This is a genomic window from Micromonospora hortensis (assembly GCF_022230935.1).
In the GTDB taxonomy this organism is placed as follows: domain Bacteria; phylum Actinomycetota; class Actinomycetes; order Mycobacteriales; family Micromonosporaceae; genus Micromonospora; species Micromonospora hortensis.
Window position 1 is genome coordinate 239952 of the sequence record NZ_JAKKFE010000001.1, and the last position, 19541, is coordinate 259492.

Annotated in this window: 19 protein-coding genes; 9 read left to right on the forward strand and 10 right to left on the reverse strand. The window is 71.1% G+C overall.

Translation table 11 applies throughout. The annotated features are described in order from the left end of the window. Nucleotides 1–130 precede the first annotated feature (130 nt). The 3 genes from NIE111_RS01010 to NIE111_RS01020 all read left to right on the forward strand — a co-directional run bounded on the left by NIE111_RS01010 (nt 131) and on the right by NIE111_RS01020 (nt 2666). Nucleotides 131–997, forward strand: a complete 867-nt coding sequence (locus NIE111_RS01010; protein WP_238682582.1) for an aldo/keto reductase — start codon at nt 131–133, stop codon at nt 995–997. Nucleotides 998–1221: 224 nt separating this feature from the next. Then, nucleotides 1222–1401 (forward strand): TetR-like C-terminal domain-containing protein, encoded by a 180-nt coding sequence (locus NIE111_RS01015; RefSeq protein WP_274530456.1) that lies wholly within the window; start codon nt 1222–1224, stop codon nt 1399–1401. Nucleotides 1402–1478: 77 nt separating this feature from the next. Further along, entirely contained in the window at nt 1479–2666 is a 1188-nt protein-coding gene (locus tag NIE111_RS01020; RefSeq protein WP_238682584.1) for an SGNH/GDSL hydrolase family protein, read from the forward strand. 294 nt (nt 2667–2960) lie between these two features. Here NIE111_RS01020 and NIE111_RS01030 read toward each other — a convergent pair whose 3' ends face one another. Beyond that, a complete protein-coding gene (locus NIE111_RS01030; protein WP_238682585.1) occupies nt 2961–4133 on the reverse strand; it encodes a lactonase family protein in 1173 nt (390 codons plus the stop codon). 178 nt (nt 4134–4311) lie between these two features. Beyond that, complete coding sequence (locus NIE111_RS01035; RefSeq protein WP_238682586.1) at nt 4312–5196, reverse strand: LysR family transcriptional regulator; 885 nt, start codon at nt 5194–5196, stop codon at nt 4312–4314. 82 nt (nt 5197–5278) lie between these two features. Here NIE111_RS01035 and NIE111_RS01040 point away from each other — a divergent pair, with 82 nt between their 5' ends. Further along, the gene (locus NIE111_RS01040) at nt 5279–6529 is read left to right on the forward strand and encodes an MFS transporter (RefSeq protein WP_238682587.1); all 1251 of its coding nucleotides are present in this window, start codon (nt 5279–5281) and stop codon (nt 6527–6529) included. A gap of 17 nt (nt 6530–6546) precedes the next feature. Here the strand turns inward: NIE111_RS01040 and NIE111_RS01045 are convergent, their stop codons facing one another. Next, complete coding sequence (locus NIE111_RS01045; protein WP_238682588.1) at nt 6547–7296, reverse strand: DUF8817 family protein; 750 nt, start codon at nt 7294–7296, stop codon at nt 6547–6549. Between the two features lie 166 nt (nt 7297–7462). Between NIE111_RS01045 and NIE111_RS01050 the strand changes: the two genes are divergently transcribed. The 4 genes from NIE111_RS01050 to NIE111_RS01065 are packed head-to-tail and all read left to right on the forward strand — an operon-like array spanning nt 7463 to nt 10717. Further along, nucleotides 7463–8389 carry a hypothetical protein gene (locus NIE111_RS01050; protein ID WP_238682589.1) on the forward strand — a complete coding sequence of 309 codons (927 nt, stop codon included), beginning with the start codon at nt 7463–7465 and terminating at the stop codon, nt 8387–8389. Continuing rightward, a complete protein-coding gene (locus NIE111_RS01055; RefSeq protein WP_238682590.1) occupies nt 8386–8838 on the forward strand; it encodes an ABA4-like family protein in 453 nt (150 codons plus the stop codon). The genes NIE111_RS01050 and NIE111_RS01055 overlap by 4 nt, the downstream gene beginning before the upstream one ends. A 5-nt stretch (nt 8839–8843) precedes the next feature. Then, complete coding sequence (locus NIE111_RS01060) at nt 8844–10094, forward strand: sensor histidine kinase (protein WP_238682591.1); 1251 nt, start codon at nt 8844–8846, stop codon at nt 10092–10094. Then, nucleotides 10091–10717 carry a response regulator transcription factor gene (locus NIE111_RS01065; RefSeq protein ID WP_238682592.1) on the forward strand — a complete coding sequence of 209 codons (627 nt, stop codon included), beginning with the start codon at nt 10091–10093 and terminating at the stop codon, nt 10715–10717. Before NIE111_RS01060 ends, NIE111_RS01065 begins: the two co-directional genes overlap by 4 nt. A 3-nt stretch (nt 10718–10720) precedes the next feature. On the opposite strand, the gene NIE111_RS01070 is transcribed toward NIE111_RS01065, so the two are convergent. Beyond that, on the reverse strand, nt 10721–11437 hold the full coding sequence (locus NIE111_RS01070; RefSeq protein WP_238682593.1) for a YoaK family protein: 717 nt from the start codon (nt 11435–11437) through the stop codon (nt 10721–10723). Nucleotides 11438–11507: 70 nt separating this feature from the next. Here NIE111_RS01070 and NIE111_RS01075 point away from each other — a divergent pair, with 70 nt between their 5' ends. Beyond that, complete coding sequence (locus NIE111_RS01075; RefSeq protein WP_167457549.1) at nt 11508–12188, forward strand: GntR family transcriptional regulator; 681 nt, start codon at nt 11508–11510, stop codon at nt 12186–12188. A gap of 23 nt (nt 12189–12211) precedes the next feature. On the opposite strand, the gene NIE111_RS01080 is transcribed toward NIE111_RS01075, so the two are convergent. From NIE111_RS01080 to NIE111_RS01105, 6 genes are read right to left on the reverse strand one after another with little or no spacing between them, the layout of a single operon-like run. After that, nucleotides 12212–14002, reverse strand: a complete 1791-nt coding sequence (locus tag NIE111_RS01080; protein ID WP_238682594.1) for a gamma-glutamyltransferase family protein — start codon at nt 14000–14002, stop codon at nt 12212–12214. Then, nucleotides 13999–15000 carry an ABC transporter ATP-binding protein gene (locus NIE111_RS01085; RefSeq protein WP_238682595.1) on the reverse strand — a complete coding sequence of 334 codons (1002 nt, stop codon included), beginning with the start codon at nt 14998–15000 and terminating at the stop codon, nt 13999–14001. The genes NIE111_RS01080 and NIE111_RS01085 overlap by 4 nt, the downstream gene beginning before the upstream one ends. After that, nucleotides 14997–16013: an ABC transporter ATP-binding protein gene (locus NIE111_RS01090; protein ID WP_238682596.1), complete on the reverse strand. Its 1017-nt coding sequence runs from the start codon at nt 16011–16013 to the stop codon at nt 14997–14999. The genes NIE111_RS01085 and NIE111_RS01090 overlap by 4 nt, the downstream gene beginning before the upstream one ends. Then, nucleotides 16010–16897, reverse strand: a complete 888-nt coding sequence (locus tag NIE111_RS01095) for an ABC transporter permease (RefSeq protein WP_238682597.1) — start codon at nt 16895–16897, stop codon at nt 16010–16012. Before NIE111_RS01095 ends, NIE111_RS01090 begins: the two co-directional genes overlap by 4 nt. Continuing rightward, a complete protein-coding gene (locus NIE111_RS01100; protein ID WP_091399352.1) occupies nt 16894–17850 on the reverse strand; it encodes an ABC transporter permease in 957 nt (318 codons plus the stop codon). The genes NIE111_RS01095 and NIE111_RS01100 overlap by 4 nt, the downstream gene beginning before the upstream one ends. A gap of 6 nt (nt 17851–17856) precedes the next feature. Beyond that, complete coding sequence (locus tag NIE111_RS01105) at nt 17857–19533, reverse strand: ABC transporter substrate-binding protein (protein WP_238682598.1); 1677 nt, start codon at nt 19531–19533, stop codon at nt 17857–17859. Nucleotides 19534–19541 lie beyond the last annotated feature (8 nt).

The window sequence follows — 19541 nt, forward strand, 5'->3', positions numbered from 1 at the left end:
GATCTGCGGGCTGTCACTGCACTGCCGGCAACGCGCTTCCCACGATAAATAACCTAACAGTGGTTCTTCCCGATCGGTATCGGGCAGACGCCCGACTGCGCAGGTCAGCGGCGGTGGCTAAGTTCGCCCAATGCCCACCAACATGATCAGTGCGGAATCTGCGGGTACCTGGACGCTCGGCGACCTGAGCGTCAATCGGATCGGATTCGGCGCAATGCGCCTGACAGGTAACGGCAGCGCGGCGAGCGACCGCGCGCGGGTCATCGGGGTGCTACGCCAAGCGGTCGGCCTCGGTGTGAACCACATCGACACGGCGGCGTTCTACTTTTCGCCGCTCCGGTCGGCCAACGAGTTAATCAACAGCGCACTGTCGCCGTACGCCGATGATCTGGTCATCACCACGAAGGTCGGACCGGGCCGCGACCCCTCGGGAGAGTGGCTGCCGCTGGCCCGACCGGATCAGCTGCGTGGACAGGTCGAGGAGAACCTACGCCAACTCGGCCGCGACCATCTGGACGTCGTGAACCTGCGCCAAGACGGACTGGAGTCGGTGGCGGAGCACTTCGGCGCGCTGGCCGAGCTCCGTGACGCCGGACTCATCCGGCATCTCGGCCTGTCCAACATCCGTCCGCACCACCTCGCGCAGGCGCAGGCGATCGCCCCGGTGGTCTGCGTGCAGAACACGTACGGTGTCGACACCCGACGTACGCAGGATCAGCTCGTGCGTACCTGCGGTGAGCAGAACGTCGCATTCGTGCCGTTCTTCGCTCTCGCCGGCGACCGACGTGAGGCCGGCGGCGTGGCCGCCAACGCGGCAGTGGAGGCCATCGCGCGCACACACGGCGCGACGCCGGCACAGGTACGGATCGCCTGGACCCTCAGCCGCGGCCCGCACCTGCTGGCCATCCCCGGTACCGGCAACCCCGATCACCTGGTTGAGAACCTCGCCGCCGGGGCTCTGGTCCTGTCGCCGGAGGAGTTGGCCAGCCTCGAGTAGCGGCCCCGGGCAGGAGGCAGCGCCGCCACGACATGATGGGCGGCATCTCCGTCGCGGTCGGGCTCGCCGCGCCGGCGGTCGTCCGGTGGGGCGAGCGAACGCGCCCGGACCCGGCGGAGGCCATCTGGTGCCCTGACCACAAACGTTCGCCGGGTTGGTTAGGCGGCCTTGGCTGCGGGTGGCCCCAGCGGTGTTGTCGATCGCGGCGTTGAGCGGGCTACGAGTTGGACGAGCCGGACGTGACGCACGCGGTCCGGATGCTGGAGAGCGTCTTCCACGGCTACGTCAGTTTGGAGCTGGCCGGTGGTTTCGAGCACAGCGCTCCCGATGCGCTGGAATCCTGGGACTGGATCGTGGATTCGCTCGACGCGTTGTTACGCAACCGCAGCACCCCCCTGACCTGACAAGGGCCGCACCGCCGCAAGCGGTCGCCGCGCGGCGGGCCGATGAACACCGAGATTCGGTCGAGAGGCTTGAGGCAATGACCACCGAACACGACTGGATCACCCCGGTCACCGTGGACCTGCTACGCGGCTTCGTCGACGTGGAGGCGACCGCGCGCGGTCTGCTGCCGCATCGGCTGACCGCGCAGGCGCGCCGGCAGATCCCCGACGACCAACTGGCCGTGGCCGAGGCCCAGCCCTCCGGTGTGCGGCTGGCGTTCCGTACCCGGGCGACCACGATCGAACTGGACGCGCTACCCACCAAGCGGGTCTACCAAGGCTTCCCGCCACCGGCGGACGGCGTCTACGACCTGCTGGTCAACGGCCGTCTGGCAGCACAGGCCTCGGTGGCCGGGGGCAACGTCCGGACCGTTACCGACATGTTCACCCAAGCCTCGGTGCTGACCGAGGGGCCGGCCGGCACCGCCCGCTTCGCGGATCTGCCAGCGGGTGAGAAGGACGTCGAGATCTGGCTCCCGCACACGGAGATCACCGAGCTGATCGCGCTGCGCACCGACGCGCCCGTTGAGCAGGCCGCGCCCAGCGGACGCAGGACGTGGCTGCACCACGGCAGTTCTATCAGCCACGGCTCGAACGCCGCTCATCCCAGCGCCATCTGGCCGGCCCTGGCCGCGGTTGAGGGCAGTGTGGAGTTGGTCAACATGGGGTTCGGCGGGAGCGCGCTGCTCGACCCGTTCACCGCCCGCGCGATGCGCGACATCCCTGCGGACCTGATCAGCCTGAAGATCGGCATCAACATCGTCAACAGCGACGTGATGCGTCTACGCGCCTTCACCCCCGCGGTCCACGGCTTCCTCGACACTGTCCGCGAGGGCCATCCGACCACACCACTGCTGGTCGTGTCCGCCATCCTGTGCCCGGTCCAGGAAGACACCCCCGGCCCCCTCGCGCCGGACTTCGAGAGCGGGACCCTGCGGTTCAAGGCCACGGGCGATCCGGCCGAACGCGCCGCCGGGCGGCTGACGCTCACCGTCATCCGTGACGAACTCGCCCGGATCGTCGAACAGCGCACGGCCGACGACCCGAACCTGTACTACCTCGACGGACGGGACCTGTACGGCGAGGCGGACTACGCCGAACTCCCGCTACCCGACGAGGTCCACCCCGACCCTGCTGCACATCGCCGCATCGCCGAAAACTTCGCGCGGCTCGCGTTCGGCAACGGTGGCCCCTTCGCCCCCAGGACTGCTCGTCATCAGGACTGATCTGGCGGGGACGGCCAGCTGATCCACTGAGGGTCCAAGCTGGGCATCCCCATCTCGTGCAACCGGTGGACGACACCCCGGACGGCGTCCTCGTCGGCCTGAACCAGCCGGGCGATGACCGGCACACTGTTGCCGCCGGCGGAGGCCAGCACGACCTCAACCGGGCAGGGATAGACCGACCCCACGCAGGCCGGTCGGTACGGACCGGGGGAAGCCGCGCGAGTGGCCTCAGCCTCGTGACACGACGAGAGCTGGTCCCGGTCGACGAACGACCGGGACCAGCGGGTGGCGCGCTCAGGAGGCGGCGATGCCCTCCATGCCGATGCCGTCGGCGAACTTCGGCAGACCCTCCACTGTGGTCACGAGATTCAGGGACCCGTCCTCGTGCACCTTGTAGCCCTGCACGTTGCCTGCGGTGGCGTTCTGCACGTACAGGAAGCCGTCGCTGGTGGTCATGTCGATCGACCCGCCGTTGGTGTCCGCGGCGACGTTCTTGACGAGTTCGAGCTTGCCGTCGTCGTTGACCCGGTAGGAGCTGATGGTGGAGCTGCCGGCGTTGGCGACGAAGAAGTAGTCGCCGACGCGTTGGATCCAGCACGTCGCCTGCTGGCCGTTGGGCACCGACGGGCCGACCTGGTCGAGCGCGCCGTCGTCCTCCAGCTCGAACCGGCTGACCGCGTTCGCGCCCGACTCGGTGACCAGCAGCGAGTCCTCGCTGTCGAAGGTGAAGCCGAACGGGGCGTTGCCCGCGTCGCTGATGACGGGGTTGCGGGACAGTTTGCCGTTGCGACCGATCTCGTAGCTGAACATGACGTTGGCGGCCTTTGTCGACACCAGGACGAACTCGCTGTCCGGGTCGATCTTGACCTGGGCCGGGGCGGTCCCGAACGCCGGCGGGTTGCCGTTGTGCAGCCCGAGCGACCGGTTGGCGTCCTCGATCCGCGACAGGCGGCCCTTGTGCAGCTCGAAGCCCTGCACCGAGCCCTCGCCACCGGCGTTGAGGACGTAGACGAGGTCGCCACGGGCCGCGACGCTGACCGGCAGCAGGCCGCCGGACCAGATGACCTGGAGCTTGTGCAGCTTGGTGCCCTCCACCCGGAAGACCGTCACGGTGTTGCTGCCGGCGTTGACAGCGAACAGCAGTCCGCGGTGGTAGGTCAGGGAGCCCTGCGAGGCCAGTGCGTCGAGCGGCGCGCCGATGGTGAAGCCGCCCAGCCCGCCGGTCTCGTACTCGCCAGCCTTGGTGAGACGGCCGTCCTCGTCGCGGTCGTACACCTTGATGGTGTTGCCCTCGGCCTTGTTGGTCTGGACGAAGACCGCTCCCTCGTCGCCGTGGTGGTAATCACCCCCCTTGCGGTCGTCGTGGTACCCGGGGCCGCCGCCATCGGCGAAGGCGGCCCCGGGGATCGATCCGATGCTGGTCAGACCTGCCAGGAGGGCTGCCGCGAGCGCGACACTGCGCTTCATCACTGACTCCTTATGCACCCGAAGGGAGGAATACGAGTTTTCCTCTCCTTCGAAAGCTATCGGAGCAGCTAGGTGGGTATGCCTCACTTACCCTAAAGCGGTAATTTCGTGCCGTTCTGTGGAATGAGCGGACGTGTGGGCGCAGGTGGCATAGGGGCGAAGCGGACGTCCGGGACCGTCAGGGCAGGAACTCGGCGGTCAGGCTGATCAGCGCACGGGCTGCGGCCCCGACCGGGCGGTCCACCGGGGTGGCGAGCGAGGCCGTCCAGTTCAGGTCGGCGCCGGTGACGCTCAGCAGGCGCACCCCGTGGTCGTCGGCGACGGCGAAGCGGGGCAGCAGCGCGATGCCGAGCCCGTGGCGCACGTATTCAGCGCCGGTGGCGATGTCGGGGATCTCGATCGTGACGCGCCGGGACAGGCCGGCGGCCGCGAACGCCCTGTCGGTCACGGCCCGGTTGCCGTAGCCGACCGGGGAGTCGATGAAGTCCAACCCGGCGATGTCGGCGAGGGTGAGCGCCTCGCGGGTCGCCAGCGGGTGGTCGTCCGGGACGACGAGGTCGAGTGCCGAGCTGGCCAGCTCGGTGAGGTGAATCTCCGCAGGAGGTGTGCCGGGCAGCGAGACGAACGCGAGGTCGAGCCGGCGTTCCGCGAGGGCGTCGATGAGCCCCTGGGAGCCGTGCGGGGCGACGCTGGTGTGCAGCAGCACTCCGGGGTGCCGGCGGTGGAACTCGCCGAGCAGGGCCGGCAGGTGCAGGAGTCTGATCGAGGTCATCGTGCCGATGCGCAGGGTGCCGCGCAGGCCGCCGTGCACCTCGGCGACCGCGTCGCGGGCGTCGCGGGCCGCGTCGAGGGCGATCCGGGCGCGCGGCAGCAGCGCGGCACCGGCGTCGGTGAGGCGTACGCGCTTGGAGTTGCGGTCCAGCAGTGACGCGCCCAGTTCACGTTCGAGGGTCTTGACCGCAGCGGAGACGGCGGACTGGACGACGTGCAGGCGGGCGGCGGCGCGAGTGAAGTTCTGTTCCTCGGCCACTGCGACGAAGTACTCAAGTTGGCGGAGCTCCACACCACCAAGTATCACCGAACGCGATCGTCGCGAGCATCAACTTTCGTTGGACCTGATGCTTGGGCGAGGCAACAGTGGGGTCATGTCCTTGTCGACCCTGACACCCGGCCCCACCACGTCCGACCGCCGCGACGGCTCGTCCCGCCGGCACGGCCGTGGCTTCTGGGCCATCGCCCTGGCGTTTCTGACCGCGATGGCGTTCTGCACAGTGCCTGCCCCGCTCTACCCGCTCTACATGGCGCGGGACGGTTTCTCCACGTTCATGGGCACTATCGTGTTCGCGGTCTACGCGGTAGGCGTGGTGATCAGCCTGCTGCTCGCCGGTCACGTCTCGGACTGGGTCGGCCGCAAGAAGATCCTCATCCCGGCGTTGGTGGTGGAGCTGGTGGCCGCCGCCCTGTTCCTGGGCGACCCGTCCCTGCCGGTGCTGCTGGTCGCCCGGCTGGTGAGCGGGCTGGGCATCGGCCTGATCACCGCGACCGCCACCGCGTACCTCCAGGAGCTGCACGCCGCGCACCGGCCCGGCTCGTCGGGCCAGCGCTTCGAGATGGTCTCCACCGCCGCCAACATCGGCGGGCTGGGCGTCGGCGCATTGGTAGCGGGCATCCTCGCCCAGTACGTCGACGCGCCGCTGCGTACGCCGTACCTGGTGTTCGCCGTCCTGTTGGCGGCGAGCATCGTGGCGGTCGCCCTGACCCCGGAAACCGTCGAGGAGCGGCCGGTCAAGCCCACCTACCGGCCACAGCGGATCAGCGCCGACCACGGGGACCGGGCCGGCTACCTGGCCGCGGCAGCCGCCGGGTTCGCCTCCTTCGCGGTGTTCGGCCTGTTCACCTCTGTCGCCCCGGGTTTCGTCGCTGGCGCCCTGCACCTTCCGTCGCGGGCCCTGGCCGGCGCGATCGTGTTCGCCGTGTTCGGCGGCGCGGCAGTGGCGCAGACCCTCACCAGCCGGCTGGCCGCCCCGGCGAAGGTGCGCCTCGGGCTGCTCGCCCAGGCCGTCGGCGTGCCCGTCCTGCTGGTGGGGATGCACACCGCCAGCCTCCCGGTGTTCCTGGTCGGCGGGGTGGTCGCCGGCATCGGCGCCGGCGTGCTCTTCAAGGCCGCCGTCGGCGCCGTCGCGGCGATGGCCGCGCCCGCCCAGCGCGGCGAAGCCCTGGCCGGGCTGTTCCTCATCGGCTACCTCGGGATGATCCTGCCGTCCGTCGGCATCGGCGTCGCCACCCAGGCCGTCAGCGCCGGCACGGCGATGAACTGGTTCACCGGGTTGCTACTGGTCATGCTCGCCGGCGTGGCGGCGCTGTTCCGCCACAGCGCAGCGGCAGGACCCCGATGAGCGGGGGAGGTCCGGGGTCAGCGCACCTCGGGCCACCACGGTTCGAGGAGGGTGGGGTCGGCGACGTACTGCGCCACCAGTGTCCGCTGCTCCGGGGTCAGGGACAGCGCCTGGAGTCGGACGCCCCACTCGGGCACCCGGTCGGCCTTGTCCAACGCGGTGGCCAACTCGATCAGGCCGGCCAGCGCCATCGCCCGCTCGACCACCGGGGCGTCCTCGGCGCGGCGGCGCATCCCCGAGTCGAGCGCCCGGTAGGCCGCCCGGTCGTCCATCTTGAACTCGCGCAGGATCCGCGCGTTGTCGAGCACCCGGGCCAGCCCGTCAAGCTCCTCCGACCCGCCGTACTCCACGTCCTCCGGCTCGTCCCGCTGGATGAAGACGATGGAGTTGCCCGACGGGTCGACGATGCTGAACCGCGACGACCCGGCGCGGTAGCGGGTCATTCGGGGTAGACCCTTGACCAGCACCTTGCCGTAGCTGCGGCGCATCGCCTCGGCGAACACCGCGTGGTACGAGCCCACCGCGTCCACCATCACCAGGCAGCCGCCGGAATGCTCCTTCGCCGGGTCGAGATCCTTCGGTGCCGGGCCGTAGTGCAGCTGGAACCCACTCCAGGTGAACGCCAGATACACATATGGCCTGAGTTGCTCAAAAGCCACCTCGAACCCGAGGGCCCGCCAGAACGCCAGGGTCTCCTCCGGCGCCGCGCAATGCAGCAGCGGCACTGTGGTCTCGTTCGGTTGGACACGGTCCGCATTGGTCGTCATCGTCACTCCCGGTCCGATCGGCAGGCCGGCCATTGTGCCAGTACCACCGAGCGGCCTCGACGGGTTTCGTCTCCTACCCAGGGAGGAGGCGCGCTCCGACCACCGGCCGCAACCGGGGCTCGGGGTCGGACGCGATCGGCGGGCACGGCCACGAACATCTACAGACATGACTACCGATGTGCGCAGGGCGACGCGCTGGAACCGCCCACTGATGATCCTGGTATCCGTGATGGCAGTACTCGGCGTCGTCACCGTCGTCGGCATCCTCGTCGACCCGCGCGTCCTCACCGGGGCGCCGATCTGGCTCAAGCCGTTCAAGTTCGCGGTGTCGTTCGTGCTGTACGGCGCGACGCTCGCCTGGATGCTCTCCCTGCTGCCGCGACGCAGCCGGGCCGTCGAGAGGGCGGTCGTCGTCATCGTCGCGGTGGCGGTCGTCGAGAACGCGTTGATCGTCGGCCAGGTGATACGCGGACAGACCAGCCACTTCAACGACAGCACCCCGCTGAACACCGCGCTGTTCGCGGCGATGGGCGCGGCGATCATGGTGCTGTTCTTCGCGCACCTCGTCATCGCGATCGTGGTGATGATCCAGCGGATTCCCGATCGGGTCGCCGCGACCGCCGTCGGGTGGGGGCTCGGCCTGTCCCTGCTGGGCATGCTCGCGGCAGTGCCGATGGCGCTGCCGACGCAGGACCCGGGGATCGAGGGAATCACTGGGGCGCACAGCGTCGGCGTGCCCGACGGTGGACCGGGGTTGCCGATCGTGGGTTGGAGCACCACCGGCGGTGACCTGCGGATCGGGCACTTCGTGGGGCTGCACGCCCTCCAGGCGTTGCCGATCCTGGCGATCCTGCTGAGCCGGTTCGCGACGCGGTTGGGCGAGCGCACCCGCGCCCGGCTGCTGGTCGTCGCGGGCAGCGCGTACGGCGTACTCACCGTGCTGTTGACCTGGCAAGCCCTGCGCGAGCAGCCGCTGCTGCGGCCGGACGCCGTCACGCTCGCCGCGGTCGCGGCCCTGGTGGTCGCGACGGCGACCGCGACCGGCCTGGTGCTGGCCCGCCGACGTCGCCCGGAACTGGCGCTGGCCGCGTGACCGCGACGCTGTTCTCCCTGACGTTCGCGGTGGCAGCGCCGTTCTGGGCGCTGATGATCCTGCTGCCGCGCTGGTCGTGGACCGCCCGGATCATCGCCTCGCCGCTGATCGTGCTGCCGGTCGTGGTGATCTACGCGCTGCTGGTGCTCCCGGCGTTCGGCGAGGTGCTGCCGGCCGTGGCGTCGCCGACCCTGGCCGGGGTGCGCGACCTGCTCGGCACCTCCAACGGGGCCGCGGCGGGTTGGGCGCACATGATCGCGTTCGACCTGTTCGTCGGGCGGTGGGCGTGGTTGGACAGCCGCGAACGGGGGGTGCCGGCGCTGGTGATGGCTCCGGTGCTGGTGCTGACCATCCTGCTCGGACCGCTCGGCCTGGCCGCGTACCTCGCGGTCCGGACCCGGTGGCGGCGGCCGACGGCCGCCGCCACCGGCCCGCAGCACCTAGGCTGACCACCGTGAGCTGGCCGGGGCGACTGTTCGACATGCGGGACTCGCTCGTGCGGATGCTACTGCTCGATCTCAGTGGGCTGTGCTACCTGCTCTTCGTTCCGCGCTCGACCAGCACGCCCACGACGACACAGTGGATCCTCGCGGTCCTCGCGTTCACAGTGGCGCTGGCGGCGCACCGTCGGCCGGTGGTCAACCTGGTGGCACAGGCCACCCTGCTGACGGTCGCGATCGGCCTGGTCGACGACTTCACCATCAACCAGGTCGGCGCGAGTTGGGCCCTGCTCGAGATCACCATGCGAGCGCGCCGCCCCCGGACCATCTGGCTGTCCACCGCGCTGCTGGTCGTGGTCGACCTGACCGACTCGGTCGGCGACCCGGTCGGCCAGGTCGCCTCGGGCATCGTCGGCCTGGCCCTGGAGGTCGGTGTGCCGGTGCTGCTCGGCCTCGTCATCCGCACCAACCGGGAGCTGAGTCGGCAGGCCGTGGAGCGGGCCGTGGCCGAGCAACGCCAGCACGAGTCGGAGAGCCGTGCGGCCCGCGCCGACGAACGCGGCGCCATCGCCCGCGAGCTGCACGACGTCATCGCGCACCACGTGGCGTCGATGGTCCTGCGGGTCGGCGTGGCCCGGCACGTGCTCACCGACCTGGACCCCCGGGTGGGCGAGGTCTTCGACGACGTGCACGGCACCGGCACCGCGGCCCTCACGGAGCTGCGCCGGCTGGTCGCGGTGCTGCGCAACCCCGACGGGGTACGCGGCGACGCGGCGTTGACCGCTATCGAACCGTCAGCACTGCCGGCGGCGATCGGCGCGTCCATCGACCGGGCCCGGCAGGCGGGTGTCACTGTGGAGGCCGATCTCGACCCGGCTATCGGTTCACTCGACGCGGTACGCGGCATGGCGGTGCTGCGACTGACCCAGGAGGCGCTGACAAACGTGGCCAAACACGCGGGGGCGTCCGCGCTCGCGCACCTCGTGGTCGCTGTCCGGGACGGCTGCGTGCACTGGGAGGTCACCGACAACGGACGCGGCGGGCTGCCAGCGGGCGTGCCGGCCGGTGGCGGGCACGGCATCACCGGAATGCGGGAACGCGTCGAGGTCCTCGGCGGCCGGCTGGAGGCGGGCCCGACCGGCGCCGGGTGGCGGGTGCGTACCGTCCTTCCGGCCGTGGCCGCCGCGCCCGCCGACGCGCCGGTCGGGTCGGTGCCCCGCGAGCGGGAGGCCCCGGCCGGGTCGCCCGCGCCGGAGCCGGCGTGATCCGGGTGCTGCTGGTCGACGACCAGCACCTCATCCGGGCCGGGCTGCGCATGCTCTGCGAGGCCCAACCCGACATCGAGGTCGTCGGTGAGGCCGACAACGGCCGTGAGGCGATCCCGCTGGCCGGGCGGCTCCTCCCCGACGTCGTCGTCATGGACCTGCGGATGCCCGGTGTCGACGGGATCACCGCTACCAGCCGGATCCTCGCCGAACGCCCCGCCACCCGCGTCCTGGTGCTGACCACGTTCGGCGACGACGACCACCTCTACCCCGCGCTGACCGCCGGAGCGTGCGGGTTCCTGCTCAAGGACGCGCCCCCGACCGAGCTGCTGGACGGCATCCGACGGGCCGCCGTCGGCGACAGCCCGTTCAGCCCGGAGGTGCTACGCCGCCTCGTGCAGCGCGCGGTGCGCGCCCGCCCCGGGTCGCCACCGGCCCTGCCGGGCCTGACCGCCCGGGAACGTGACGTGCTCAACCTGGTCGCCGAGGGCCTGTCCAACACCGAGATCGCCGACCAGCTCCACATCGGTGTCACCACCGTCAAGACCCACATCACCAGCCTGATGACGAAGACCGACAGCCCCAACCGGGTACGGCTGGCCCTGTTCGCTCGCGGCGTCTGACGCTCAGGCCCGCATCCGCGCGGACACGGCGATGACGAGCACCAGCGGCACGATCAGCAGGGCCGGGGCGACGACAGGCAGGTGCAGGGCGACCAGGGCGCCGACCGCCGCGCCGACCATGAGGGCCAGCAGCACCTGGACCTTGGGACGCAGGCTGGCCCACGGGCTGCGCGCGGCGACCCCGGCGATCAGGCTGGTGAGCGTGCCGGTCAGGTACGTGGAGGACAGGCCGGACACGCCGAAGCGCTGGATGGCACTGCTCTGCACGCCCAGGGCGACCGCGGACAGCATCAGTAGCGCCAGGTGGACACCCGCGTCGGGCGTGTGCAGGGTGATCTCCCAGACGACGGCGAACACGACGAACACCGACAGCTCCAGGACCAGCGCCCAGGTGACTCGCCGGGGCCAGACCGGATCGTCGGGCTGTGCCGAGCCGACGACGCGGGCGCCCGCGAGGACACCGACGATGAAGCTGACGATGGCGCAGCCCGACGTCAGCGCCAGGTCGGCTTCACCCCGGCCGGCCGAGAGCCCGAGCAGGACCATGTTGCCGGTCATCACGCTGGCGAAGGCGCCGCCGAGGGCGAGGAAACCGAGAGCGTCGGCGCTCCCGGTGAGGAAGGTGAGGACGACGACGAGCGCCTGCCGTCGCCGCAGCAGGCACTCGTCTCGGCGCGGGGCGACGCGAGGGTGGGTGACGCGGGGCGCTGTGCTCGACACTGTCGGCCACCTTCCAGTAATTGTTCTTCGTATACACTTTGTCCGGACACGTTCACGGAGAGGCGACCAGGTGGCTGAAGACCTACGGGACAAGCTCGGCGCGCAACACCTGCCGCTACGCGATCAGGTCCTCGCCGCGCTGCGGACCGCCATCATCGACGGCGACTACCTGCCCGGGGAACGGCTGACCGAGGACCGGCTCGCCGAGGACTTCGGCGTCTCCCGCAATCCCGTCCGGGAGGCACTGCGCGTCGCCGAGGCGGAGGGGTTCGTCGTGATCCTCCCCCGCCGGGGAGCCGTAGTCGCCTCACCGAGCAGCGGGACCATCACCGACATGTTCGCCGTGCGACAGCGCCTGGAGACGCTGGCCGCCCGGCTGGCCGCCGAACGGGCCACAGCGGCCGACGTGGCGTCCCTGCGTGCCCTGCTCGACCAGGGCCGCGAGGCGACGCAGCGCCACGACCTGGCCCGGGTCGCCGAACTGAACAGCACGCTGCACCTGCGCATCCTCCAGATCAGCGGAAACCCCTGGCTGTCGTCGATCGCCAAGTCGCTCTACCTCCATGTCCAGTGGGTCTTCCGGCTCGGGGCGGCCGAACGCGCGCCACACTCGTGGGCCGAGCACATCCAACTCGTCGACGCCATCGAGTCGGGCGACGGTGACCGCGCCGAGCGGGCCGCGCTCGACCACCTCGACGCGGCATCCGCAGCGGCCTACGAGAACGCCGAAGGCGGCTACGGCGCCCGCTGACGGGCGCGCGGCCATGGCGCCAGCTACCGGCCGCACGCGTAGCCCTGCATCCCCCGGGGGTTCGCACCGGCCGCCAGCACTCCCGTCACCGGGTCACGGGTCACCGCGCAGAGCCGACCGAGGCTCCACCCGTCGGTGACCCGCACCTCGTGCCCGTACGCCCGCAGGGCCTCCAGCACACCCTCGTCGAGCCGGTCCTCCACCACCAGGACACCGGGCTCCATGTCGCGGGGATAGAACGACCCCGGCAGGCTGACCGTGTGCCACGCCGGCGCGTCGATGGCCTCCTGAAGGCTCTGCCCACCGACGAGGTGCCGCAGCAAAAACGGCAACTGCCACTGGTCCTGCTGGTCGCCACCGGGGGTGCCGCAGGCCAGCACCGGCTGACCGTCACGGTGCACCATCGTCGGGCTCAACGTCGTACGCGGGCGGCGGCCCGGCGCCAGCGACGAGGCGAGCCCCTCCTCCAGCCAGAACATCTGCAACCTGCTGCCCAGCGGGAAGCCCAGCTCCGGAATCGTCGGGGAACTCTGCAACCAGCCGCCGCTGGGCGTAGCGGAGATCATGTTGCCCCAGCGGTCGACCACGTCCACGTGACAGGTGTCGCCCCGGGTCACCCCGTCCGACTGCACCGTCGGCTCTCCCGTGGTGGCATCCGTCGGCCCGGTACGCCGCCCGGCGCCCTGCCGAACGTGGGCGGGCAGGCGCGGCTGCGCCCCGTCCGGACGCCCCGGCCGCAACTCCGCCGACGCGCGATCGCCGATCAGGACGGCCCGCTCCCGCGCGTACTGCGGCGAGAGCAGCGCCTTGGCGGGCACGTCGGCCCCGTCGCCGTACCAGGCCTCCCGGTCGGCGAAGGCGAGCTTGAGCGCCTCGACCTGGGCGTGGATGCCCGCCGCGGTCGTCGGGTCGTACGCGCCCGGGTCGTCGAGGGCATCCAGAGTGGCCAGTGACTCCAGCAGCACCGGGCCCTGGCCCCAGAAACCGGTCTTCGCCACCGAGTAGCCGTGCCAGTCAAGGGTGGCGGGCGGCTCCCAGCTCGCCGAGTACGCGGCCAGGTCGTCGCCGGTCACCAGCCCGGCGTGCGGGCGGCCACTGGAGTCCTGGAACGGTAGCCGGCTGAACGCGTCGATCGCCTCGGCGACGAAACCGGTGCTCCAGGCCCGGCGCGCGGCCTCGATCTGGGCCTCCCGGTCGACGCCGGCCGCCCGTCCCGCCTCGACGAGCCGGCGCAGGGTGTCCGCGTACGCCGGGTTGGTGACCAACTCCCCCGCGGCCGGTGGTCGGCCGCCGCGCAGCCAGAGCGCGGCGGAGGTGGGCCAGTGTTCCTCGAACAACGACCGGACGGCCGCCACCGTGTCACCGACCCGGCCCACCAGCGGGTGTCCGGCGCCGGCGTAGCCGATCGCCGGCTCCAGCACCTCGGCGATTGTGAGCGTGCCGTGCTCGCGCAGCAGCAGGAGCCAGGCGTCCACCGCGCCGGGTACGGCCGCCGCGAGCGGCCCGGCGCCCGGGATGAGGTCCATCCCGAGGGACCGGAAGTGCGCGATGGTGGCGCCGGCCGGCGCCGGCCCCTGCCCGCACAGCACCTTCGGTCGGGGATCCCGTGCGGTGGCCACGATGGCCGGCACCTCGCCGCCCGGCCCGTTCAGGTGCGGCTCGACGACGTGCAGGACGAAGCCGGCGGTGACCGCCGCGTCGAAGGCGTTGCCCCCGCGTTCCAGGATGCCCATCGCCGACTGGCTGGCCAGCCAGTGGGTGGAGGACACCATGCCGAAGGTGCCCTGCAACGTGGGTCGGGTGGTGAACGTCATGACAACACCTCACTGGGATCTGCGGTACGAACGTCGGGACCGGTGCCGTCCGGCCGGACCAGGTGACACGCGGCCATCCCGTCGCCGACGGCGGTCTGCGCCGGCACCTCCGTCGCGCACCTGTCGAAGGCGAGCGGGCACCGGGTCCGGAACCGGCAGCCGGACGGTGGGTCGAGCGCGGACGGCAGGTCGTCGCCGAGCAGCACCGGTTGACGGAGGCGCTGACGCACCGGGTCGGCCACCGGCGCGGCGGAGAGCAGCGCCTGCGTGTACGGGTGGGCGGGTCGGGCGAAGATCCGCTCGCGGCTACCGGTCTCGACGAGCTGACCCAGGTACATGACAGCGATGTCGTCGGCCAGGTACTCGACAGCGGAGAGGTCGTGGGTGATGAAGAGACAGGCGAACCCGATGTCGCGTTGCAGGTCGGCGAGGAGGTTGAGCACCGACGCCTGCACCGACACGTCGAGCGCGCTGGTGGGTTCGTCAGCGATGAGCAGCATGGGCTCGGAGATCAGGGCCCGCGCGATGCTGACCCGTTGACGTTGCCCGCCGGACAGCTCGTGGGGATAGCGGCGGGCCACCTCGGCGCGCAGGCCCACCCGTTCGAGTTGGGGGGCGACGCGCGCGTCCCGCTCGCGCCGGGAGATCCGCTTGCCGGCCAGCCGCAGCGGCTCGGCCACGATCTCGCCCACCAGCATCCGCGGGTCCAGTGACGCGGCCGGGTCCTGGAAGACGATCGACACCGCGCCGCGATGGGGACGCAGTCGCCGTCGGGACAGGTGGGTGACGTCAGTGCCGGCGATCCGGACAGTTCCCGCTGTCGGTTCGACGAGCCGCACCACGCATCGGCCCACTGTCGACTTCCCGGAACCGCTCTCCCCCACCAGGGCCGTGACCCGGCCCCGCGGGATGGTCAGGGACACCCCGTCCACGGCACGCACCGGGCCGAAGTGCATCACCAGGTCCGCGATCTCCAGGGCGTTCGGCTGCGGCGTCATCGGTTCGCCTCCTGAACTGCCGTCGGTGCCGTTGTGCAGGGGTGCCAACAGGCCGCGAGATGGTCGGTGCCACCGACATCCTCCAACGGCGGGGCGGCCGCCCGGCACTGCTCATCGGCGGCCGGGCAGCGATCCGCGAAGGTGCAGGCGTCGGGTTGGCTGGCCAGGACGGGCACCAGCCCGGGGATCTCGGTCAACCGGTCGGTGCCGGCGTGCCGGCCCGGCTGCGGTGACGCCGACAGGAGCCCGGCCGTGTACCGGTGCCGGGGATGGGCGAACAGGTCGTCCACCGGCGCCCGTTCCACCACCCGGCCCGCGTACATGACGACGACGCGGTCCGCGATGTCGGCGATCACGCCGAGGTCGTGGGTGATGATGAGGACGCTCGTGCCGAGCCGGTCGCGCAGGTCCCGCAGCACCTGGAGGATGCCGGCCTGGACGGTGACGTCCAGCGCGGTGGTCGGCTCGTCGGCCACCAGCACCTTCGGGCCGCAGGCCACCGCCATCGCGATCATCACGCGCTGGCGCATGCCGCCGGAGAGTTGGTGCGGATAGTTGTCGACCCGCTGGGCGGCGGACGGGATCCCGACGAGCGTCAACAGCTCGACGGCGCGGGCCCGCGCCGCCCGTCGGGACATCCGTTCGTGGACCTGGAGCACCTCGCCGATCTGCCGTCCGACGGTGAGCACCGGGTTCAACGACGTCATCGGTTCCTGGAAGATGTAGGCGATCTCCCGGCCACGGACGCGACGCAGGGCCGACTCGCGGGCCCCGACCAGCTGGGTGCCGTCCAGGCGCACCGATCCGCTGACCCGGGCGCTGCCCGGGAGCAGTCCGGCGAGGCTCATCGCGGTGACGCTCTTTCCGCACCCCGACTCGCCCACCATCCCGACGATCTCCCCGGCCGCGAGGTCCAGGCTGACTCCGTCGACCGCCGAGACGGTGCCGGTCTCGGTCGGGAACGACACCGACAGGTCGCGGATCTCCAGCACGGGCGCGGAGGCGGTGGTCATCGCCGGTCTCCCTTCGGGTCGAGGGCGTCGCGCAGGGCGTCACCGAAGACGTTGAACGCCAGCGCCAGACCCATGATCACCACGCCGGGGAAGACGGCGGCCCACGGTGCGCGGGCGGCGAACTGCTGGGCGGTCGCCAGCATGGTGCCCAGACTGGGCGACGGGGGTTGGATGCCGAGGCCGAGGAAGGACAGCACCGCCTCGCCGAGGATCGCGGCCGGGATGGCGACAGTGGCCTGCACCAGGATCACCGAGGTCGCGTTCGGCAGGATGTGCCGGGCGAGCACCCACAGGTCGCTCGCGCCGTCCACGACGGCCGCCGCGACGAAGTCCAGCGACTTGAGGCGCAGCGTGTCCGAGCGGACGACCCTGATCACCCCGGGGATCTGGGCGATGCCGATGGCCACCGCGGCGTTGCCGAGGCTGGCACCGCGGATGGCCGCCAACCCCACCGCCATGATCAGAAACGGAAACGCCAGCAGCAGGTCGGTGAAGCGCGAGATCACCGCGTCCCAAGCCCGGAAGTAGCCGGCGGCGAGCCCGAGCGGCACCCCGATGACCAGCGACGTGGCCACCGCCAGGAGCCCTACCTGCAACGAGGCCCGTGCGCCGAGCATGATGCGGGAGAGGACGTCCCGGCCGAGGTCGTCGGTGCCCAGCAGGTGCCCGGCGGTGCCGGGAGGGGCGAACGTACGGGCGAAGTCGGTCTGGTCGACCGAGTAGGGCGCGAGCCAGGGCGCGAGCAGCGCGATGACACCCGCCAGCGCGAGCACCACGAAGCTCACCACGGCGAGCGGGTTGCGCCGCAGCCGCCGCAGCACCCGGGTACGCCGGGTGATATCGGCGGTGCCGGTCTCCGCCATCGGTACGGTGAGGACGGTCATGCCGGATCTCCCGTCACCCGGATGCGTGGATCGATGACCGAGTAGAGCAGGTCCACGAAGAAGTTGATCACGATGTAGGCCGCCGCGGTGAGCAGGACGACGGCCTGGATCACCGGGTAGTCCCGCTGGAACACCGCGTCGATGGTCATCTTGCCGAAGCCCGGCAGCCCGAAGATCTGTTCGGTGACGACAGCGCCCGAGATCAGCCCGCCGAGTTGGAGACCCACGACGGTCACCACCACGATGAGGCTGTTCCGCAGGGCGTGCCGGGTGATGACGGCGCGCGGTCGCAGGCCCTTGGCCTTCGCCGTCCGGACGTAGTCGGAGGAGAGCGAGTCCAGCATCGCCGAGCGGGTCTGCCGCATGATGATGGCGGCCAGGCCGGTGCCGAGGATCACCGCCGGCAGGACGATGTGGTGCAGGTTGTCCACCGGGTCCTCCAGGATCGGCACGAAGCCGGAGGCGGGGAAGAGCCCGGTCGCCACGGACAGGTAGAGGATCGCCAGCAGCCCGAGCCAGAAGTGCGGCACGGACAGGCCGATCAGGGCCAGGCCGTTGGCGAGCCACTCCGCCGGACGTCCACGACGGACGGCCGCGAGCACCCCGGCGCCGACGCCGAGCGCCGCCGCGATGAGGATCGCCAGGACGGACAGCTCGACGGTCACCGGCAGGGCTGTCGTGAGCATCGAGGAGACCGGGGTGCCGGTGCGGATGGACACCCCGAAGTCGCCCTGCGCCATGCGCTCCACGTACTGGGCGAACTGCACCGGCAGCGGCTGGTCCAGCCCGTAGTGCCGACGGATGGCCTCCAGGGCCTCCGGCGACCGGTCCTCCCCGGCCAGGGCGAGGGCCGGATCGCCGGGCAGCGCCCGTACGCCGACGAAGACCACGATCGTCGACAACAGCAGGGTCAGCGCCGACTGCCAGGCGCGGGTGAGCAGGTATCGGGCCACGACGGCCTACTTGCCGAAGCCGGCGAAGGCGGCCCGGATAACGCCGTCCGGGTAGACCTGGAGGCCCTGGATCTGCTTGCTGACGGCGGTCAGGTTGCGCTGCCGGTAGAGGTAGATCAGGGCGTCGTCCTGCTGGAGCAGTGCGACCGCCTGCCCGTACAGCTTCCTGCGCTCCTCGACGTCACCGGCCTGGCGGGCCTGGGTCAGCACTGTGTCGAGCTGCGGGTTGCTGTAGCCGGCGACGTTCTGGCTGGCGCCGGTGCCGACGAAGTTCGTGATGTTGGCGTCCGGGTCGATCCGGCCGCTCCACCCCAGTTGCAGCAGCTCGAAGTTGCCGCGGTCCTGCTCGTCGAGGAGCGACGAGTACTCCACCGGGTTGATCTTCAGGTCGAATCCGCCGTCCTTGACCATGGACTGCAACGCCTGCGCGAGACGCAGCGTGTCAGGGGTGTTCGAGGCGAGCATCGTGACCGTGTACGGCGTCCGCACGCCGGCTTCGGCCAGCAACTGCTTGGCCTTGGCGGGGTCGTGCGCCGGGCAGGTCTGCGCCTCGGGGGACGAGAACGTGCTCGCCGGCGAGATCGGGGAGCAGGCGGCGGCGTGCAGACCGTTGAAGACCGCGTCGACGAGGGCCTTGCGGTCGATGGCGTGCTCGAAGGCCTGTCGCACCTTGGCGTTCTGGGCGAGGGGGCGGTTGATGGGCTTGGCTGCGGTGCCGACGCCGTCGACGTTGCCGACGTTGATGGTCAGGCCCTGGTAGCCGAGGGACTGCGACTGGAGGACGGAGACCGCCGCGTCCTGCCGGAGCGAGGCGACGTCCTGGGTGGAGACCGAGTCGGCGACCTGCGCGTCACCGGAGCGCAGGTTGGCGGCGCGGATGCTGGCGTCGGTGAGGATCCGCCACGAGATGCCGTCCAGGTGCACCTTGCTCGCGTCGTAGTAGTTGGGGTCCCGCACCACCTCGATGGAGTTCTGCGGCACCCGCTTTGCGAACTTGAAGGGGCCGACGCAGACCGGCGCCGAGGCGAAGTCGTCGCCCTTGGTCCGCAGCGCCTGCGCACTCATGATCATGCCGGCCCGGTCGGCGAGGGCCCCGAGCAGTGGTGCGAACGGCTGCTTCAGCCGCAGGACGACTGTCTGCGCGTCAGGGGTGTCGACGCCGTCGATGGGGCCGAGTTCGCTCTTGCGCGCCGACCGGGCGTTGGTGAGGTGGCGTTGCAGGGTGGCCTTCACCGCGGCCGAGTCGAACGCCGTGCCGTCCGCGAAGCGCACGCCGGGCCGCAGCGGAATGGTCACCGTCCGGCCGTCGCCGCTCGTGGTGGGCAGGGCAGTCGCGAGCTGCGGTACGACCTGCGCCTGCTCGTTGACGTCGTAGAGCTTCTGGCACATCGCCTGGAAGACGTAGCGGGAGTAGAGGCTTCTCGACAGCGTCGGGTCCAGCGCGTCGGGCTCGGCGGAGAGGGCGATGACCAGCTTGCCGCCCTGCTTGACGGCGGCGGGGTCGGCGGGCGTACCGAAGGAATCCTGGCCTGCCGCCTGGTCGCCGCCGGACGGGTCGCCGCCTTCGTTGTTCGACACCGGTGAGCAGGCGACGACAGTGCAGACGACGGCGGCTGCCGCCACGGCGGCCCGGAGCACCCGGCTGCGGGGCAGGTTCGTGTCGCGGACGGAGAGGTTCGTCATGGAGAGCT

What these genes read in the sequence shown, in the direction of transcription:
- NIE111_RS01010 (WP_238682582.1), top strand. Translation starts at nt 131, where the DNA reads ATGCCCACCAACATGATCAGTGCGGAATCTGCGGGTACCTGGACGCTC.
- NIE111_RS01020 (WP_238682584.1), top strand. Translation starts at nt 1,479, where the DNA reads ATGACCACCGAACACGACTGGATCACCCCGGTCACCGTGGACCTGCTA.
- NIE111_RS01030 (WP_238682585.1), bottom strand. Translation starts at nt 4,133, where the DNA reads ATGAAGCGCAGTGTCGCGCTCGCGGCAGCCCTCCTGGCAGGTCTGACC.
- NIE111_RS01040 (WP_238682587.1), top strand. Translation starts at nt 5,279, where the DNA reads ATGTCCTTGTCGACCCTGACACCCGGCCCCACCACGTCCGACCGCCGC.
- NIE111_RS01045 (WP_238682588.1), bottom strand. Translation starts at nt 7,296, where the DNA reads ATGACGACCAATGCGGACCGTGTCCAACCGAACGAGACCACAGTGCCG.
- NIE111_RS01050 (WP_238682589.1), top strand. Translation starts at nt 7,463, where the DNA reads ATGACTACCGATGTGCGCAGGGCGACGCGCTGGAACCGCCCACTGATG.
- NIE111_RS01080 (WP_238682594.1), bottom strand. Translation starts at nt 14,002, where the DNA reads ATGACGTTCACCACCCGACCCACGTTGCAGGGCACCTTCGGCATGGTG.
- NIE111_RS01085 (WP_238682595.1), bottom strand. Translation starts at nt 15,000, where the DNA reads ATGACGCCGCAGCCGAACGCCCTGGAGATCGCGGACCTGGTGATGCAC.
- NIE111_RS01090 (WP_238682596.1), bottom strand. Translation starts at nt 16,013, where the DNA reads ATGACCACCGCCTCCGCGCCCGTGCTGGAGATCCGCGACCTGTCGGTG.
- NIE111_RS01095 (WP_238682597.1), bottom strand. Translation starts at nt 16,897, where the DNA reads ATGACCGTCCTCACCGTACCGATGGCGGAGACCGGCACCGCCGATATC.
- NIE111_RS01105 (WP_238682598.1), bottom strand. Translation starts at nt 19,533, where the DNA reads ATGACGAACCTCTCCGTCCGCGACACGAACCTGCCCCGCAGCCGGGTG.